General features: G+C 53.8%; 16 protein-coding genes. All 16 read right to left on the bottom strand.

Annotated elements, in window-relative coordinates; all coding sequences use genetic code 11:
* The gene (pilL2, locus tag PAGR_RS19905) at positions 1 to 1,296 is read right to left on the bottom strand and encodes a PFGI-1 class ICE element type IV pilus protein PilL2 (RefSeq protein WP_014606855.1); all 1,296 of its coding nucleotides are present in this window, start codon (positions 1,294 to 1,296) and stop codon (positions 1 to 3) included.
* A 445-nt stretch (positions 1,297 to 1,741) separates the two neighbouring features.
* On the bottom strand, positions 1,742 to 2,179 hold the full coding sequence (locus PAGR_RS19910) for a DUF29 domain-containing protein (RefSeq protein ID WP_014606856.1): 438 nt from the start codon (positions 2,177 to 2,179) through the stop codon (positions 1,742 to 1,744).
* Positions 2,180 to 2,278: 99 nt separating this feature from the next.
* Positions 2,279 to 2,833: a single-stranded DNA-binding protein gene (locus tag PAGR_RS19915; protein WP_014606857.1), complete on the bottom strand. Its 555-nt coding sequence runs from the start codon at positions 2,831 to 2,833 to the stop codon at positions 2,279 to 2,281.
* 75 nt (positions 2,834 to 2,908) lie between these two features.
* Positions 2,909 to 3,418, bottom strand: a complete 510-nt coding sequence (locus tag PAGR_RS19920) for an STY4534 family ICE replication protein (RefSeq protein ID WP_014606858.1) — start codon at positions 3,416 to 3,418, stop codon at positions 2,909 to 2,911.
* 633 nt (positions 3,419 to 4,051) lie between these two features.
* Complete coding sequence (locus PAGR_RS19925) at positions 4,052 to 6,070, bottom strand: DNA topoisomerase III (RefSeq protein ID WP_014606859.1); 2,019 nt, start codon at positions 6,068 to 6,070, stop codon at positions 4,052 to 4,054.
* Positions 6,071 to 6,081: 11 nt separating this feature from the next.
* Positions 6,082 to 6,807 (bottom strand): PFL_4669 family integrating conjugative element protein, encoded by a 726-nt coding sequence (locus PAGR_RS19930; protein WP_014606860.1) that lies wholly within the window; start codon positions 6,805 to 6,807, stop codon positions 6,082 to 6,084.
* A 359-nt stretch (positions 6,808 to 7,166) separates the two neighbouring features.
* Complete coding sequence (locus tag PAGR_RS19935; RefSeq protein ID WP_014606861.1) at positions 7,167 to 8,411, bottom strand: STY4528 family pathogenicity island replication protein; 1,245 nt, start codon at positions 8,409 to 8,411, stop codon at positions 7,167 to 7,169.
* A 78-nt stretch (positions 8,412 to 8,489) separates the two neighbouring features.
* Positions 8,490 to 8,720 (bottom strand): ParE family toxin-like protein, encoded by a 231-nt coding sequence (locus PAGR_RS19940; protein ID WP_014606862.1) that lies wholly within the window; start codon positions 8,718 to 8,720, stop codon positions 8,490 to 8,492.
* Positions 8,720 to 9,316, bottom strand: coding sequence for a DUF2857 domain-containing protein (locus tag PAGR_RS19945; RefSeq protein ID WP_014606863.1), 597 nt, complete (start codon positions 9,314 to 9,316; stop codon positions 8,720 to 8,722). The genes PAGR_RS19940 and PAGR_RS19945 overlap by 1 nt, the downstream gene beginning before the upstream one ends.
* 84 nt (positions 9,317 to 9,400) lie before the next feature.
* Positions 9,401 to 10,144 carry a DUF2786 domain-containing protein gene (locus PAGR_RS19950; RefSeq protein ID WP_014606864.1) on the bottom strand — a complete coding sequence of 248 codons (744 nt, stop codon included), beginning with the start codon at positions 10,142 to 10,144 and terminating at the stop codon, positions 9,401 to 9,403.
* The gene (locus PAGR_RS19955) at positions 10,134 to 10,391 is read right to left on the bottom strand and encodes a TraR/DksA C4-type zinc finger protein (RefSeq protein WP_014606865.1); all 258 of its coding nucleotides are present in this window, start codon (positions 10,389 to 10,391) and stop codon (positions 10,134 to 10,136) included. Before PAGR_RS19955 ends, PAGR_RS19950 begins: the two co-directional genes overlap by 11 nt.
* Positions 10,384 to 12,096, bottom strand: coding sequence for a ParB family protein (locus PAGR_RS19960; RefSeq protein ID WP_014606866.1), 1,713 nt, complete (start codon positions 12,094 to 12,096; stop codon positions 10,384 to 10,386). Before PAGR_RS19960 ends, PAGR_RS19955 begins: the two co-directional genes overlap by 8 nt.
* Positions 12,093 to 13,457: an SPI-7-type island replicative DNA helicase gene (gene dnaB-PI, locus PAGR_RS19965; RefSeq protein ID WP_014606867.1), complete on the bottom strand. Its 1,365-nt coding sequence runs from the start codon at positions 13,455 to 13,457 to the stop codon at positions 12,093 to 12,095. Before dnaB-PI ends, PAGR_RS19960 begins: the two co-directional genes overlap by 4 nt.
* Positions 13,450 to 14,337: a ParA family protein gene (locus PAGR_RS19970; RefSeq protein WP_014606868.1), complete on the bottom strand. Its 888-nt coding sequence runs from the start codon at positions 14,335 to 14,337 to the stop codon at positions 13,450 to 13,452. The genes dnaB-PI and PAGR_RS19970 overlap by 8 nt, the downstream gene beginning before the upstream one ends.
* 1,048 nt (positions 14,338 to 15,385) lie before the next feature.
* On the bottom strand, positions 15,386 to 15,805 hold the full coding sequence (locus PAGR_RS19975) for a hypothetical protein (RefSeq protein WP_014606869.1): 420 nt from the start codon (positions 15,803 to 15,805) through the stop codon (positions 15,386 to 15,388).
* A gap of 59 nt (positions 15,806 to 15,864) precedes the next feature.
* Positions 15,865 to 16,719, bottom strand: coding sequence for a hypothetical protein (locus PAGR_RS19980; RefSeq protein WP_014595140.1), 855 nt, complete (start codon positions 16,717 to 16,719; stop codon positions 15,865 to 15,867).
* Between the last annotated feature and the right edge of the window lie 141 nt (positions 16,720 to 16,860).

Below are 16,860 nucleotides of genomic sequence, written 5' to 3' on the forward strand. Positions count from 1 at the left end.
TCATCGCCCTCCGGGCGTGGGGGTGTCGCTGACGGACACCAGGCACTGAATGCGGTTGGCTTCGGCAAACAGCGGCTTTTCAGCGTGGCGGTACAGGTCAAATACCTGCACCAGAACCGACTCGAAATTGCCATGAAACACCAAGGGGGCATCGATGCGGTAATCCAGCGCAACGGGCCAGATGAGGACCCAGTTGCCGCCATTGGCGCAGGGCGCTTTTGCCGTCCAGGCGGTGAGCGCTTCTTTAAGCGTGGTGCCCGGCTCAGCCCGCCAGGTCTGCCCCGTGACAGGCGGCGTTACCGGCGTGCCCGTCGAATATGTGGGTACGATGCGGCTGTCCGCAGCGGGTGCCGGTGTGACAGCCGAGGACGGCTGCTGATGCACGACTGAAGACGCTTTTGGCGTGGCATTCACTGTAGTCAGGGGGGGAGTCTGGGTTTTGACGGCTGCCGGCGTAATGACGCCGTGATTCTGCTGAGCCAGGGTATGCGCAGTAGCTGCGGTTCCCCCTGAAGTTAAAGAGGCCGGCTTCTGTGAAGATGACTGTAAATTGCCTGAGGTTACTGACGACTGACTCTGCTGCAGTACCGGCGAGGGAACGCTGAGGCTCTGCGGTTTAAGCCCTGATGGTGTGACCACATCGCCGGTGAAAGGGTTTCTGGCAAGCCCGGATGCAGGTGTCTGAACTGATACGGCTTTAGCCTGCACAACCGGAGCTACGTATGGCCTGGTTACCGGAGCGCTGACCGCAGGGCGAATGGCCGGAAGGCTGGCAGCCGGTGCTGAAAAGCTGCGGTACTGGTCGCGGAGCTCAAAGCAGACTTCGCGGTTTACTTCGTCCACCTTCAGACGCCAGGCGGGACCCGCGACAACCTGAAGCGCTTCACTGAGCTTCAGCGGGCCGATGGTGCGCTGAACGGCGGGCAGCGGGCGGCTCAGGAGTTCGGAAAACGCAGCGCTGGTTGCTGAACACAGTGAATAACCTGACTCCAGCAGCAGATACCTGAATCCCTCGCCGACCGTGCTGACCAGCTGCGCCGGCATAGTGATATCGACAACCTGATTCAGCGGGTCCAGCTGCGCATCGGCAGGGCGGGTGCTGACAAGGGTATAGCGATCGTAGCGCACCACCTCAGGCGAGCGGTTGCGGTAGATATCATCAAACCGGGCCGGCGTGCGGCTGCGGGAATACACCGACGCGGTGTCTGTCGAGGCTGTATTCACACAGCCTGCCAGCATCACAGTACAGGCAATGATGCCGGCACGTTTAGCGGCCTGTCCGGAAGGTACTGCCATCAGGTTCCACCCCAGGAATAGTCTTAATCAGGACTGCTATTCTCGCTGTGGTGTAAAACCGGACAATTCAAAACTCTGACTGGGAGCTGAACAAAAAAAGTTGAGGGGGTTCAGGAAGGCGTGCAGGGAATTTACCGCTTACGCTTGCATACCGTGGCAAAGGTGGCCAGGTTGAAAATGTTCTCCGCAAAGAACACACCTGGCAGGGTGCCGGGTGATTAAGCCGCCTGCGGGCGGTTTTTTTGTCTGCTCAGTCTGAAGCTTATATATGCCATACCCCTGCGGGGGAACCCCGTCAGGCCACAAAAGCGAGTTTTATGGCCTGACGGCGTTGACTCTCAGGAGCGGTAGCGGGCCAGACTACTGAGTGTGAACGGGCCTTCGACAGCATCCCGGTATAAAAAAGCCAGCGTAAGCTGGCTGGGTTAATCAGTAACGGTCAGGGTCAGTCCTGTTCTGGATAGAATTCCAGGGAGAGGATTTGCCCCATGTCCCAGATACAGTCTTCAGGAAATACATCGAGCTGTGTTTCCTGCGCGGCAGAAGAAACTGCATCGGCCCACACCGTCGCAATCCAGTCTGGATCGGCCAGGGCCACTTTCAGACTCGGCGTACCTTTTATATGCAACGCCAGAGCTTTACGCTGCTCTTTAATGGTACGTTGCCAGCTTGATCCACGGCGTCCAGGCTGAAACTTCCATTTGAGAAGATGTGCAAGCAGAACCGCCATACGACTGGCTAACTCACGCTTTTCGCTTTTGCCCACGTCTTCGATCTCCTCGGCGATATTAGCAATATCAATCTCAGAGAAACGACCCGCACGCAGTAAAGCCGCCTGCTCCTGTGCCCAGGCAACAACATCGGCTTCATATCGTGTATTCATGGTTGATCTCCAGTGACATTCCTGATTAATGAATATCATTATAGAATAAAAAAGCGCCAGAAAAAACTGGCGCCGCGAGGGTATAACTTAATGAATCCTTTACGAAATTGCGTAAATGGTCTTACGACAGACGCCATACCCGTGTCCGAGGAACGGTATGTCATCGTCAAAGTCCATTGGCGGCTCGTTCGCCGGATTACTCGGAGCCGACTGTTGTGCCTGAGAAGGCTGAGGCTGTTGTGGCTTACCCCATCCATCTTGCTGGCCTGACGGCTTATTGTTTCCACTGGTGTTGGTGCTGCTTTTAGCCCCGCCCAGCATCTGCATCGTTCCGTTTATGCCCACAATTACTTCGGTCGTATAACGCGTAATGCCTGCGTTATCTTCCCATTTGCGGGTTTTCAACTGACCTTCAATGTAAACCTGTGAACCCTTACGCAGGTATTCACCGGCTACTTCAGCCAGCTTTCCAAACAGCACGACGCGATGCCATTCGGTTATTTCCCGGTTTTCACCGGTCTGTTTGTCACGCCAGGTTTCGGAAGTGGCCAGCGAAAGGCCGGTCACTGCTTTACCGCCAGGCATATAACGAACTTCGGGGTCCTGACCGAGATTGCCGACCAGGATAACTTTGTTGACGCCGCGTGCGGACATAATGAATTCCTCTTAGAAATGGGGTTGAGAGGAACACACCCGCCGGGATGTGTTCCGGCGGTGTGTCCGTGACGCTTAGAAAGATTCCGGATCGTAAGCCTTTTGAGCGGCCGGACCGGTTTCTGGCGTCTGGGAAGCGTTAGGAGCCTTGTAAACAACGTCCTGTCCCTTTTTGATGAACTCAACCTTTATCAGGCGGGCCTTCAGTGAGGGGCGGGATTCACCGGCATGCTCACCGCTTTGCAGGGTAAACACGTCGGCTTTAAGGCCACTGAGTACAAATCCAATCAAAACTTTTTCCTCTTCATCAACGGCTTTCTGACAGCGGTTGATGAGGGAGGTCTGCTCTTTACCTGCAACGGTAATGTCGAAGCGGGTATAGGAAGCATTATCAGTCGGACCGGTCAGGGCATTGATTACGGCACAGGTAAACTCACCATTTGAGCCCTGCAGTCGACGAATCGAACTGAGGTAGCCGATACCACTGACGTTCAGGTTGAAATACTCTTTCTGGTTGTTGCCGGTAGTGGCAGAGCCAGCAGAAGCAGTGTTGTTTGAAGCAGGGGTGTTTGCAGTTGCAGTCATGATGTTATCTCCGGAGTAAAACGAAACAGGGTGCGGAGAAACATCAGTCCCGTGCGGGAGAGAGTTTCCCGCACGGGGTCAGCAGTGAATGCCGACAGGCTGTATTGGTGAAGTGGACCTTAACCCGGATTACAGGTCCCTGTTTGCAAAGGTTAAACAGGTTTGAACCGCCCGAAAGCGCCATCTCTCAGGTTATGATGGCATTGGCATGTGATTACCCGAAGGCGTTCCTCTCAAATCACCGGAACATTGGCAGTTGTCGGAAGGACAACGTTTAGCCTCTTTATCTTTCCCTTACACGCGGCGCTTGTCAATCTGGCCACGTATAAAAATTCATCAGTGCGCGGATAATAAAAAGCGGCACCTCTCGGCACCGCCATCGGGGTCTGCACCATCGACCTTTTGTTAACCTGCCTGAGGCAGTTGCTCCGCTGGCGTGTTCAGCGCCCGGCACGGGTTTCACGGAGTTTTCGTACCTTACCGTCTCAAGCTCAGGTGTGGGCATGGGCGGTCAGACTGTACTCCGGCAACACATGCATTAGATGCTGAAGGAGCCCGCAGTCACGGGGTGCGGCTTCAGAGCCGGCGTCACAATAACAAAGGCGCTACCCGCCCGCAATCGGATAAGACGGGTTAATTCTTTTTTGTTTTTGGCGACTTAGCGCGGGCGGGGCTTTTACGCCTGCCTGAATCCAGACTGATGATGCCTTTGCATTCCGGGTAGCGCGTACAGCTGCGGAATTCTCCTTTAGGGCTCCTGCGCAGGGCGGTTTTGCTGCCGCAGAGCGGGCACGGAGGCGAAGGCGGCACCCGGATGCTGATGCGCTGCTGCATTCCCTGGCTGACCAGCGTCGAGGTCCAGGCGGTCTGACGCTGCAGAAAGTCGTTGAGGTTCATACGACCGGCAGCCACTTCGTCAAGCGCCTGCTCCCAGAGCGCAGTCATACCCGGGTCGGTCAGCTGCGGCGGCAGGGCATCAATGACGTCCGCTCCCAGGTCTGTTGCCAGCAGTTTACTGCCTTTGAGCGTGATGAAACGGCGGCTCAGCAGCTGCTCGATGATGCCGGCCCGCGTTGCTTCAGTGCCGAGCCCGGCGTTTTCTTTGAGGATTTTACGCAGCTGAAGGTCGGTAACGTACGCAGCGGCGTTCATCATGGCACCAATCAGCGTGTCAAAGGTGTAGTGTGCAGGCGGCTGGGTCATCAGTTGCTTAACCTCTGCGTCAGTAACGCCGCACTGTGCCCCTTTGCTGAGCGGTGGCAGGGAACCTGCGATGTCTTCCTCAGCAGTGTCCTTATCTTCTTCGTCCTTCGTAAACAGCACTTTCCAGCCCTTTAAGACTTCAGTTCGGCCAGTCGTGCGGAACAACTGGCCACCAATATCAAAGGAAATGCGCGTCGCATCTGACTCGCAGAGCGGCAGGAACTGGGCCAGGTAGTTACGACGGATAAGCAGGTAGACCTGGCGCTCTGTCTCAGTCAGGCTGGACAGCTGAACGGCGTTGCGCGTGGGGATAATGCCGTGATGCGCCGTGATTTTTTTATCGTTCCAGATGCGGGAAGCAAACCCTCTGTCCAGCTGTGAAAGCAGAGATGCGAACTCAGGTGAGGGGTCAGTACGCGCCATGGCATCAAACACAGCCGGGATTTCTTCCCGCATTGACTTCGGCAGCCAGCCGCAGTCTGTGCGGGGATAGGTCGTGGCCTTGTGCGTTTCATACAGGCTCTGAGCAGTGTCCAGCACCTTCTGTGGCGACATATTCCACATCTTGCCACAGGCGCGCTGCAGCGTTCCCAGTGAAAAGGCCAGCGGGGCGGCTTCTTTCTCCCGTTTTGTTTCGTACTCCGTTACGGTTGAAACACCCGCCTGACGGCAGAGCTGCGCCACCTGCTGAGCAATATTCTGGTGAATACAGCGCTTTTCCTCATCAGCATAGACGGCGGCAGGCACCCACGATGCCTGAAAACTGACACCTGAGGCGCTGAGCGTTGCCTTAACCTGCCAGTAGGGCTTCGGCACGAATGCGGCAATCTCGCGGTCGCGACGAGCAACCAGTGCAAGCGTGGGCGTCTGTACCCGCCCGACTGAGACCACGCCCTCAAAACCTGCTTCGGCCGCCCTGAGGGTATACAGTCGGGACAGGTTCATGCCGATCAGCCAGTCCGCGCGTGAACGCCCCAGCCCGGCATGGTACATCCCGACCGAAGCCTGTCCTGGACGCAGGTCGCTCAGAGCAGCCCGGACGCTGAGCTCGTCCAAAGCCGAAAACCAAAGGCGCAGAATCCGCCCATCCCAGCCGCAGTAGTCCAGCAGTTCGCGGGCGATGACTTCACCTTCACGATCGGCGTCGGTGGCGATGACCACCTCATCAGCCTGTCTGAGCAGTTTCTCAATGACCTTAAACTGATCCTGCGTGTCCTTTTTAACGACAACCTGCCACCTTGAAGGGAGAATTGGCAGTGCAGACAGAGACCAGGGCTTGCCGTACTGCTGGCCGTAGACCTCTGGCGGAGCGGTCTCCAGCAGATGGCCTACCGCCCAGGTGACCGTCACGCCGTTTCCCGTCATAAAACCTTCACCGCGCCGGCTAGCCCCCAGCACAGCGGCGAGGTCACGGCCCTGAGAAGGCTTTTCGCACAAAAATAACCGCATCTCCGGCCCCGCTATTGACCGGCTTTATAACGCAGGCGCAAAAGGCTTACGCTCGCTTCATTAACCGGCGGAGAAAACGCCGAGCGCTTTTCGCCGAGCAGAACGGCGCGGTCGGGTTCGCCGGCCGCTTCGCACGCTTTTCGCCAGGTTTCATTATCTTCAGCGGCGTCGATACGAGTGGCGTCAACATGACGGTATGAAAGTACCGTACCGTAAATCTGTCGTAAAAGCCGGCCACCTTCGCTCAGATACTGGTCTCTTTTAGAACGTGTTATCAGACCATAATGTGATGCCTGCAAAACCTTTTTGGCAAACTGATCGAATCCCATGAGCAGGAATACACAGCGATAACCCAAAGGGGTTCGGGTAAAGACATTAATGTCGAGTGGCTCAGCTGATTCAACGTCGCTGACCGACACACCTTTAGGCAGCATGCTCATGTCTTTATCAATCTGTTCCAGCAGAGAAGTCATGGCTTCAGAAGCAGACCTTATTTTTTCTTCAAGCTGGTACATCGCCTGATCTGCCCAAGGGTTATTCCTGAGCGAATCCTGATTTATCTGGCCTGCTCTCTGGAAGAACTGAGGCATACCGATGATCCCGTGTCGCCCTGGCTTATCAGACTCATTCTTTTCAGGTTTGCGTCCCTGCCAGAGCCCAATTGCATAATTAGTATGAAGCGCTATCGTCATTTCGGACTGCAATGCGCCCGTCCGTTTGTCCGTTTTATCAGCCATTGTTGTCACCTGCCGTCAGTTAAGATGAGGCGACATGGTCCTGAATTATCTGGTTTTACAACAGCCTGAAACTCATAATTCCAATCCGCTAATTATTCTATTTAAATGTTGAGACCTTTTAGCACCAGTTGCGCTGCTTGAATTTGACCACTGCTGCGCCCCGAGGTGCTGGTTATTATTTGACCGCTGTTGCGCCCCGCAACACCGACTATTATTTGACCACTGTTGCGCCCCGCAACACTGGTTGTAATTTAACCGCTGTTGCGCCCCGCAACACTGGCTATTATTTGACCGATGCTGCGCCTAATGACACTGACTTTTTTAAATCGCAGAATAATTGGCCAGCATAGATAATCCCGTTAACTGAACTGTCGCCTGATAGCGGCGATAGCAGCGCCGACCTGCTCAGCAGATGCCCGTTTCTCAGGCAGAACGGGAGCAGTGAATTTTGACTCAGAACGCAGCCCAGAACTGACTACGGCACTCCTGACGGTTTTTGAAGTTCGCTGCGCAGAAGGCGTCGCAGGGTATTCAGACGGCCGGAATTCACCCTGTCTGGCGCGTTTCAGCATGGCAAACATCCAGCCCGCCGGGTTTGCCAGGCGGCCACTGCGCAGCTGCTCCTGCAGCAGTCCACTCAGCCCGGTTGCCACCGCCACCGGCAGGGCACCGAACTGCTCGCTGAGCATCTGACGGTCTTCACCGCTCAGCATCGCCATAAAGCCCTCTGGCAAAACCGGCTGGTCAGCAACGTACGTTTCTTTAATCACACTCTGTGTGAAAGAACGTACGTTACGGTTCGAATTTCGAACTCTGTTATAAGTGCCTGATTTAAAACTGAGTTCGGATTCCGTACCCAGTGATTTTAGACCCTGCGCATGACTGAGTTCGGATTCCGAACTCAGTGTTTCAAGGGATTTTTCAACAGCTTTTTGACTGAGTTCGTTTTTCGAACCCGGTCGTGCCGCACCGCTTTTCCGCACCATGGCGCCCGGCGTTGACGGAGCATTCAGGCGGCTTTCAATCAGCGCAAGACGGCTGTGGCGGTGGCGCATACCGCTGTCCTGGAGTATGTCGTTAACAACGGCCAGCGCCGTCATGCGCACGGACTTGTTCTTACTCTTGCAGCTCTGCTCAACCAGCGTCAGCCAGCCCGGGTCGAAGGTCTCTGCATCACGGTAGCCCAGCGGCTCATCGTGCTGGGCATAGATGTTGCCACGTACCCGGCCGCACTCATCGCGCACCTTTTTGCACAAGCTTATCCAACCTGTGAGCCGCAGCATCAGCAGCGTGCGGCTCACGGTTTCACGCGAAGCTTTGTCCGAATGTGCCGAGGCCAGCTGTTCCTGCAGTTCGTCATAGGTAGGAAACACTGCTCCCTCATTCTGCTGGGCATAAAGGCGTATCATCACCCAGGCAGTTTTATCGAGCGGTGACAGGCGCGTGTCGAGAAATAAACGGCGGGGAAACGCGTCGTGGACGTTGCCCATAAACAGCAGGCCACTCCGTTCCTGGCCGGCGTCGCCGCTCACTGCCCTGCGCTCAAGGCTTTTTTCCATACGTGACAGCGTGCGCGCCACGATGCAGTCGGCGGGTATGTTCATTTTTTGTTCCCCTTTTTTACCTGAGACAGCACAGTGCCGGGATAAACCCGGCACTGTCTGGTCATCGCTGGTCGTCCGTTACCGGCGTATTTCACGGTTATATGTCTCATGGTCCATCAGCCACCACTGCCGGCCTCCGTCCTTGCTGAGCATTCGCCAGTAGGGGCCGACATCAATTTTGAGGTAGCCGTTTAGGGCGAGCCGCCGGAACACCTTTTTACCGCTGCAGAACGCAAGGAACAGCTGCTGAGCCCGGCGGCGCACTGCCGGCGAAACCTGCTGGCGCCGGGTGAAATCACTTAAACGCATCAGGCCTCCTTACGCAGCGCTTGTACTGGGGAAACCCGTTTTGATGCCTCCCGGCACCACTGGCAGACCTTCGTCCATACGGCGGTCAGCGACAGGCTGTGAAGCTCAGCCGCCAGCATCATCGCCTCAAGCGCCTTGTGTGATTCCGGCGACTCAAGACCGGTGTTTTTCCACTCGTTCCAGAGAAGCGCATCCTGCTCCTCGGTCAGAGACTGCGTCCGGCCCTGGCGGCTCTCAATGCCCATCAGACGGCGACGGCTGCTCACGTCAGAAGGTGACATGCCAAAGTATTTGTCCATCAGCTCCATAGAGCCGCCCAGCTCAAGGGCGCGGTCGATCATCAGCATACGGGCCTGCTCGTTGCGGGCCTGGTTGAGTATCAGCCAGAAGTTCTCGTGGTTTAATTTGACGTCCAGGACGGACACCTTCGACTGACCTATATAGTGCAGTTCGTCGAGGCTGAGGCCGCTGAGCACGCGAATTTCCTCAACTGACAGGCCCAGCGATTCGCAGCGACGTATGTTGCCGCTTTTGATGTCCATCAGCAGCGAGTTCAGAATGCTGGTTGTCGCGCCGGAAAGGGTGTTTTGGTTCACAGATCACCTCCCGGGCAGACCTGGATGGTTAACTGTATTGCATCAAAAAGCCAGCCCGACAGGCAGGCGCCAAATAAGAGTGTGTTAATCATTGCGTGTGTCTCCCGCCGTAAGCTGCTTATTAGCCTGCGCCCCTGCCAGGCCGTGACTGAGTTCGGCCTGACGGCCTGCGAACCATCCGGCGTTCCTTGCCAGTAAATCACCGCGACAGCTTTTCGCCTGGCGCGTTACAACATCGGATAACGTCTGCCCCGAATGCCGCTGCGCAAGCCAGCGCTGTAGCACCTGATTCTCACCGTCAGGCGTACTGAAAGACTGCAGAACCTGCCAGACGCCGGAGACCCAGCCTTCACGGAACTGGTCGGCGCGGCCGCGAAGCGTACTCTTCTTAATACGCTGCCTGCGGTAAGTCGACATGTGCGCATCTGTTGCCGCCCGCACTTTGCGCTGTAGCACGGTATAGATATATAGGGCCAGCTCGGGACGTTCCCCGAAGCCGTAGAAGTGGAGTGAGCGACGGACCAGGCGCAACCCGCCCGTGCTCACGTAACCGTACCAGCCGAACCAGCACCGGCAGCCTGTAGCCATGCAGACCACTGTGGCCAGCGAGTGCATCCAGGCGGGGACTTTCTCAGCGTTACTGGTCAGCTGTTCGCAGACCGATTCACCTATCTCACTAAGCGTAATCTGATCGTCAGTCAGGCCGTGACGGCGCATGAGCCGCTGGGCCAGCGCAACCGCCCGTGCGGCTTCATGATCGTTGCTGTTTTGCGTCCCCAGCGTCATAAGGCGACGGATGCGCCGTGTGAGTTTTGACTTATCTGCCATGACGGCCCCCCCAGTTACCGCCCGCCATGTGGCGGTTCTTTTTCTCTTCGAGATACTGGCAGTCGGCGCAGAGTTCCGCACCCGGCACAGCACGCTGACGGGCAAGAGGAATGTCAGCACCGCAGCACTCACAGAACTCGTTTGACGGCCTGTCAGAGCGGAGCTGCGAGCGGACGGCATCAATACCGCGCTGAATGAATAAAGCCGTACTGGCTTGTGCCATTTCGTCATTCAGGTCATCAGACATTTTCTCCCCCTTTTGCGGCAAGGCGCTGCAGCTCTCGCAGGCGGCGAATGATGCGGATAAGGCGCATCATTTTGACCACCATGACGTCGTCAAATACCGGCGTGTCAGCCGGTTTCTGTGAACCAAAAAAATTGAGACAGAACATGAACATGTTGCACTGCTGATTGGGCAGGCAGCCGGACAGGCCTGAAAGGAACAGGCTGAATTCTCTGCTGCCGCCGGATACGGAAAAACCGGCAGACTCAGGGCTTTTGTCCTCACTGATGTCGCTTACACAGCCCATCCCCTCGGCAATTTCGTAGACCAGCCGATAGGCCATGTCCTGGAGATGCTCAACATCATCCTGCATAGCCGGGATCAGCCATATGTCGCTGACGGGTTCAAGGCCGGTTTCGGCAAAGCTCACTGACCCGGTGGATACCGGTGCCGAGTCGTCATGCTCGCTGAACGCAGAAACAAGGGAATGGCTGCCTGAAGAAACCAGATCGGCGCCATGCTCACTGCTTGTGCTGACGCCATCACCGGTAATAACGGAACGGCCACCAAACAGGTCATTCTGGATTTCACTTCTGGGCAGGCTACCGGCGCTGATGCCAGTGCTGTCAGGCAGCACTGTAAGGCCAGCTGGCTCAGGAGCCGGTTCGGGGCGGGTTGAACCCGTGAGGGTGCCTGAGCGCAGGCCGGTGACGGGCGTGACGGCGGTCGGGTCATCCGGCAAAACGGTGACAGGCGGAGCCTTCCCGCCGGAACCTTCTGACAGGCGAGTAAGCGTCAGCGGCGGCATGGCCGGTGGCTCGCCAAACTGCTCGCGGCGCTTCTGCTCCTTAGGGTCGAGCTCAATCAGCCAGCGGTCATAGTTCAGGCTGGGGTGTGGCAGAGCCTTTATAAGATGACCAATAAATTCGTCACGAAAATGCTCAAGGGTATAACTGTCAGGGTCGTTGAACAGACTGCAAGTCTGAGAAAACACTGACTGAAAATTATCAACCGTGTCCTCAGCCAATTGAAATTTAAGCCACACTTTCTCGGCGAGGGAGCGAAGATTGAGTAACGGAATAACCTGAGTACGACTCAGCCCGCTTTCAAGTAACTCAGGCATAGAGGGATAAAGATATTTTAACGTATCCTCCATTCTGCTGATGCTGGAAGCATGAATCGGATAACCTTCTAAATTCAAAAGGTCTGAAAGTTCACGAAGCGAAACAGAATGCCCAAGTAACTCCTCCTGAATAGTTCTCGCATTGTGTACGCCAAGTGCTTTATCCAGATATGTAAGATCCCCCCTGACCTCATTCTCAGCAAGATGGCCCACTAGACATTTAAGACGCCCAGGCCAGGGCTTGAAAATTGTATGGAGGCGATAGAAACGCTCTTCGCCTGTTTCCTGCCACAGCTCACATAAGATCTGATAGCGGGTATTCCCGCCATCACTGAAAATATAAACATCGTCACCCTCTGGGTCACGGGTAACTTTGGGTATAGAATCCAGGCCTCTCGCCCGAATTGAGGCTTTAATCTCGTCAAAACGGGGGTTTCTGCTTTTGCGCGGATTGTCGGGATTCGGACGAAGTTGATCCAACGTCAACACCATGGCCATCTCGCTGACTGGCAAGGGGGCCTCTGAGACATTATTCCCCTGCTGCGCCGGTGATTTTCCCCGGAGCAGCATCGCTGACCCCAGGTTCAGGTTGCGAACGTTACTCATGCATACCTCCCGACATCGCTCTGAAGATTTTCAAATCGGGTATAGCGGCCTTCAAAACGCAGCCGCAGGGTGCCGGTTGGTCCCTGACGTTGTTTGCCGATAATGAGCTCAGCCAGGCCTTTGTCAGGGGAGTTTTCTTTGTAAACCTCGTCACGGTAAACAAAAATGATGACGTCAGCATCCTGCTCAAGCGCACCTGAGTCACGCAGGTCGCCATTGTTGGGCCTTTTATCGGCCCGGCTTTCCAGTGCACGATTGAGCTGTGATAGTGCCACCACAGGACAGCCCATCTCTTTGGCCAGCGCCTTCAGCGAACGAGATATCTCTGCGATTTCCTGGGTGCGGTTTTCCTGATCCGGACAGCGCATGAGCTGAAGGTAGTCGAGACCAATGATGTCAGGTTTACCGTAGCGGCGGGCATTACGTCGCGCACGAACGCGAAGCATGGCTGGCGTCAGATCACTGGTGTCATCAATGAGCAGACGCTCTTTAATATCCTCTGTGAGTAACTTAAAAACATTCGATACGCGGGCCCAGTCCTCTTCGTCCATCATTCCGCTTTTCATACGGGTCAGGTCAACATTGCCAAGCGACGAAACCACGCGCATCAGAATTTGCTCTTCAGGCTGCTCCAGGCTGTAAAACTGGCTGTTTGAGGCCACGTTTTTCATCAGAGAATTCATGATGATATTAATTAGGAGTGCAGTTTTTCCCATGGAGGGGCGTGCCGCGACGAGAACAAGGTCACCCGGCTGAAGTCCGCTTGTGAAAGCATCCAGGTCGTCAAACCCTGTTGGTGTGCCCGTGATGCCGTCAGGAGTCTGACAGCGTCGTTCAAGTTCGGCCGCCAGCTTTTCCAGTCCGTCAACTATGGTCACGCCCTGCTGTGGTTCGGCCCGCTCTGCAAGCTGCGTGATTTTCCGCTCGGCCGTTTCCATCGCGGCCGCGATGTCAGCGCCCGGCGCGGTGGCTGACGCATGTATCTCACTACCGATGGCTGCCAGCTGGCGCCCGCGACTGTAGCGGGCCACGATGTCGCAGTAGTGCGTGATGTTAGCCACGCTGGGGGTGTTTTTGGCGAGCTCAGCCAGATAGGCAAAACCGCCAAGTTGCTCAAGCAGGTTCTTGCCCCGGCTTTCAATGCTCTCGGTAAGCGTTAGCAGGTCAATCGGCCTGCCTGCCGCCACAAGATGCGACATGGCATTGAATATTTCCCGGTGAGCCTTATGAAAGAAATCATCAGGCCCAAGACGCATGACAACCTCATCCCAGCAGTCATTGTCCAGCATCAGGCCGCCAATGACGCTCTGTTCCGCGTCCAGTGCATAGAGGCCCGGAATATTTCGGCGGTTATCAGACATGACACCCTCCGCTGACAGCAAAGGAGTCAAAACGCTCTTTGAACTCGGGGAACAGTTCACTCGCAAGCTTGTGCATAGAGTCAAATGCTGAATCGCTGACGCGGGACGTTTTGCTCTCAAGCCGGTGAACAGGGAGTCCGCTGGCATGGCCCTGCTCATAGACGGTGAGATCGTAAATACGCGTCTGCAGCATGGATATAGCTATTTCATCAGCATGAGCGCTGTACTCTCTGCTGTTAATGATGGCTTCGGCCTGCTCAAAGGTTGTTTTTGCAAGAGCTGTATATTTCATGCAGTTAACTAGCATGCGCACAGCCGGCAGTCTGATCCCGAATGCAGAGTAGGAACGCAGGTCCTCCATCAGCGCGACCGTTCCGCGTAAAAACTCCCTAACATCTGGCAGCACAGGCTTGACCATGCCAATCATTTCACCCGTCGAAGCCAGTATAATCAGCTCCAGCATTACGGATTTGGCACCCTGTGAATCAATCAGGATCACGTCATAGCTTTTAAACAAAGGAGCTGAGAGCGCATTGCGCAGACGTACACGACCATCGGGCACATTAAGCATGTGGGTCGGGAGAAGATTACGGGGATCGTTCGATGCAATGAGATGAAGGTTATCGATGGAGGTGCGGGAGATGATGTTATCAGCCACTGACAGGTCTGCATTCTGCATAAGCAGTTCATACAATCCGCAGGGGGCTTCATAAGTCAGAGGAAATATACTGCTGGCCGTTGGCTGGGCGTGATCGCCATCAATGATGAGAACCTTCAGGCCGGCATCAGCCAGAAATCCACCAAGATTAGCGGTTTGAGTTGATTTACCCTCTCCACCTTTGGTAGAAACAACGGGTATGACTTTAGTTTTTGAATGCATTTAATCACCTGATAACTATGCGTTATTCAAGTGCAAGCAAATGCGTACTTCACTGCGTTTCAGAAACACGGGGATTGAAAATCCCCGTGTCCCTGGTTCGATTCCGGGTTCGGGCACCATATTATTGTCTTGGGATAGCTTAGTCAGTCCGGAGACATAAAAAATCAGTACGTTAAATAAACCCGATGATATCACTGAATATCAACGGGTTTTTTTAAATCTGGATTTTAGGGTATAACTGCAAGCTCGTGGGTTCGATAAACGCTGGAACCCCCATCAATACGCCATCCGCACTGCCACGCTGCACAATGAACCTGACAAGCTGCAGCAACATCATTCAACGAACAGCGCTATGCTCTGGCAACCCATGCAAGCACGACACGCGTCGCCAGTAGGGTTATATTTCGGCGTGACAATCCCGGCAGCTGATTTTGCAGATGTGGGGGCAAAATGGCGATCGGTAAAGGCCCGCAAACAGTTTTATGCGGTTTAGCGAGGCGCGACGCTGATATCGGATCCGCCCTGCAAAACCCTATTAGGGAATAATGTGATCGCGGCCTGTCCGTTGATTAGCAGACAGGAATCCCTCACGGCGTGCAGCGAGTCGCTGATTTCAGGCTCTGATTTTTTCTGGTGGAAAAGGGAATTCATCGCTGTTTAGATAAATTTGTGCACAACCGACACGTCTTAAAGCGTAGTGTCAATCACCTGAGAACAGAGCCTGACATTTCTTTCAATGTGTGCCCGACGCATTACTGAAGATGGATGGGCGTACAGGGTATTTAATTCCCTGCCGGATACATTTAATTCAGCCAGACCGAAACTGGCTAGCCCTGATTATAACTGGATTAAACTCGGGGTCAGGATTAGACGTTAGGATATAATGATAAGGTTAAATCTGATTGAGGCGGCGCGGTGCCAGAGCGCTAACGACGAAATCCGTTCTACATCAATTATTCATAAAAAACGAAAGTCAGTCGTAAAGCATTGGCAATAAAAATTTAAAAAAGAGGGTGACATATAATCTCACCCTCTTTAACTTCCAGTTTTACATATACCAATTACTTACAACGTTGTTTTTATCAAACCAAACGGATAAATAATCACTATGTTGCTCAGTATTGCCAGTCAGTTTGCCGGATGCTTTTGTCATTGACTCAGAGGCACCTTGCGCACTCGAAGCCATGCCAACGGCGCTTGAGAGGGCACTCACGCCCGGAATATATCCTAAGACGCTTGACGCAGTACTTAAGTTTCCACCCTTTCTATAACGCCAGTTGACCGAACCATCTGAGGATGAACTTTGATCGTCAGGTACGCCATAAAGCGCCTTGACTTCAGCCTGTGTGGTTTTGTTGGCTATGATATGGGATGAAACATAAGTGCGGCTAAATTTATCCTCCCCACCCGATGTGCTACATCCTGTTAATACGAACATTATTGTGAAAAGAACCATGATGCTTTTCATTTTTTTCTCCATGAGTTGTGAACGACTGACCGCTTTATGGAATCGATAAAAAAGGTGAGTTAGCTTTTATTAATATTGAATGTCTTGAGTTTGAATAAACACCCGATTGCCCCTTTTAAAGGCTTCGCGTCAACAGGTATAGACGTGAGAAAATCACCGGCAGTACTTACAGAACATCCCGCGGTATCCATTGCTGAATCATCAAAACCCCATTTTAATCCACCTGACCACATACAGACCTCTTGTTTACCATTACTCCAGGCAGTACAGGGAATACCTTTATATTGCTTTTCTCCCGTTATTTTCCAACCGACAGACTGGGCATTCTGATGATTTTGAATGCGACTGTCGCTGTCGATAGCCTGATACATTCCTTCCTCTGCAGCATCTTTAACTTCGTTTTGGTCTGTGTGTTCTTCGAGTTTAATCATACAGGCATGTTGAGCATCCTCACCCTCAGCGCCCATCGTCCAGCTGACTTCCTTAGCAACCTGATGATGTCCATCAATAGATATCTCTACCTCTCCCTTACCCAGCCTGGCCTCATCTTGTGCTGAAAGCGCTTTGAAAGGCATACCGGAACCCTTGCAGGCATCAAGTTTCACTTGATAATTCTTGCGCGCAAGGTTTTCACCATTTGGCAACCACTCCCATTCAAGTACCACATACATTGTCGGGAGCGCCAGGGCACTACCCTCTGAATGAGAGGCTTTGTCACTGTTTTCTTTATAGTCGTCTTGATTATCTGTGGCAGATAATATTCCAGCAGACTGGGCATAAGCACCACCGCCAGAAAAAAAACAAAAAATAAAAGCGATAAGCGCTGAAAAGAGCGCCGCTATGCTTCTGTTAAAAACAGCGTTGCGTGTCTTTTTTACGAAGCATAATGGAATGTTTTTTTTGTTTTTTTTCATTTTTACCTTCAAGTAATTTTTACTATAAAGCTTCAATGAAAGTTAATATCAAATAAATCTGGCATGACAGATTTATTTGATATCAATATTATGACCAGCTAGCTTTAAAGCGTTGATTTTGATACCGGTGTGTTGGGAATC

The sequence above is a fragment of the Pantoea ananatis PA13 genome (genome assembly GCF_000233595.1).
GTDB lineage: Bacteria > Pseudomonadota > Gammaproteobacteria > Enterobacterales > Enterobacteriaceae > Pantoea > Pantoea ananatis.

Coding starts and splice junctions, on each gene's coding strand:
- pilL2 (WP_014606855.1), bottom strand. CDS start 1,296: ATGGCAGTACCTTCCGGACAGGCCGCTAAACGTGCCGGCATCATTGCC.
- dnaB-PI (WP_014606867.1), bottom strand. CDS start 13,457: ATGTCTGATAACCGCCGAAATATTCCGGGCCTCTATGCACTGGACGCG.
- PAGR_RS19910 (WP_014606856.1), bottom strand. CDS start 2,179: ATGAATACACGATATGAAGCCGATGTTGTTGCCTGGGCACAGGAGCAG.
- PAGR_RS19915 (WP_014606857.1), bottom strand. CDS start 2,833: ATGTCCGCACGCGGCGTCAACAAAGTTATCCTGGTCGGCAATCTCGGT.
- PAGR_RS19960 (WP_014606866.1), bottom strand. CDS start 12,096: ATGAGTAACGTTCGCAACCTGAACCTGGGGTCAGCGATGCTGCTCCGG.
- PAGR_RS19980 (WP_014595140.1), bottom strand. CDS start 16,719: ATGAAAAAAAACAAAAAAAACATTCCATTATGCTTCGTAAAAAAGACA.
- PAGR_RS19930 (WP_014606860.1), bottom strand. CDS start 6,807: ATGGCTGATAAAACGGACAAACGGACGGGCGCATTGCAGTCCGAAATG.
- PAGR_RS19970 (WP_014606868.1), bottom strand. CDS start 14,337: ATGCATTCAAAAACTAAAGTCATACCCGTTGTTTCTACCAAAGGTGGA.
- PAGR_RS19940 (WP_014606862.1), bottom strand. CDS start 8,720: ATGCGTTTAAGTGATTTCACCCGGCGCCAGCAGGTTTCGCCGGCAGTG.
- PAGR_RS19950 (WP_014606864.1), bottom strand. CDS start 10,144: ATGGCAGATAAGTCAAAACTCACACGGCGCATCCGTCGCCTTATGACG.
- PAGR_RS19925 (WP_014606859.1), bottom strand. CDS start 6,070: ATGCGGTTATTTTTGTGCGAAAAGCCTTCTCAGGGCCGTGACCTCGCC.
- PAGR_RS19920 (WP_014606858.1), bottom strand. CDS start 3,418: ATGACTGCAACTGCAAACACCCCTGCTTCAAACAACACTGCTTCTGCT.
- PAGR_RS19955 (WP_014606865.1), bottom strand. CDS start 10,391: ATGTCTGATGACCTGAATGACGAAATGGCACAAGCCAGTACGGCTTTA.
- PAGR_RS19975 (WP_014606869.1), bottom strand. CDS start 15,805: ATGAAAAGCATCATGGTTCTTTTCACAATAATGTTCGTATTAACAGGA.
- PAGR_RS19935 (WP_014606861.1), bottom strand. CDS start 8,411: ATGAACATACCCGCCGACTGCATCGTGGCGCGCACGCTGTCACGTATG.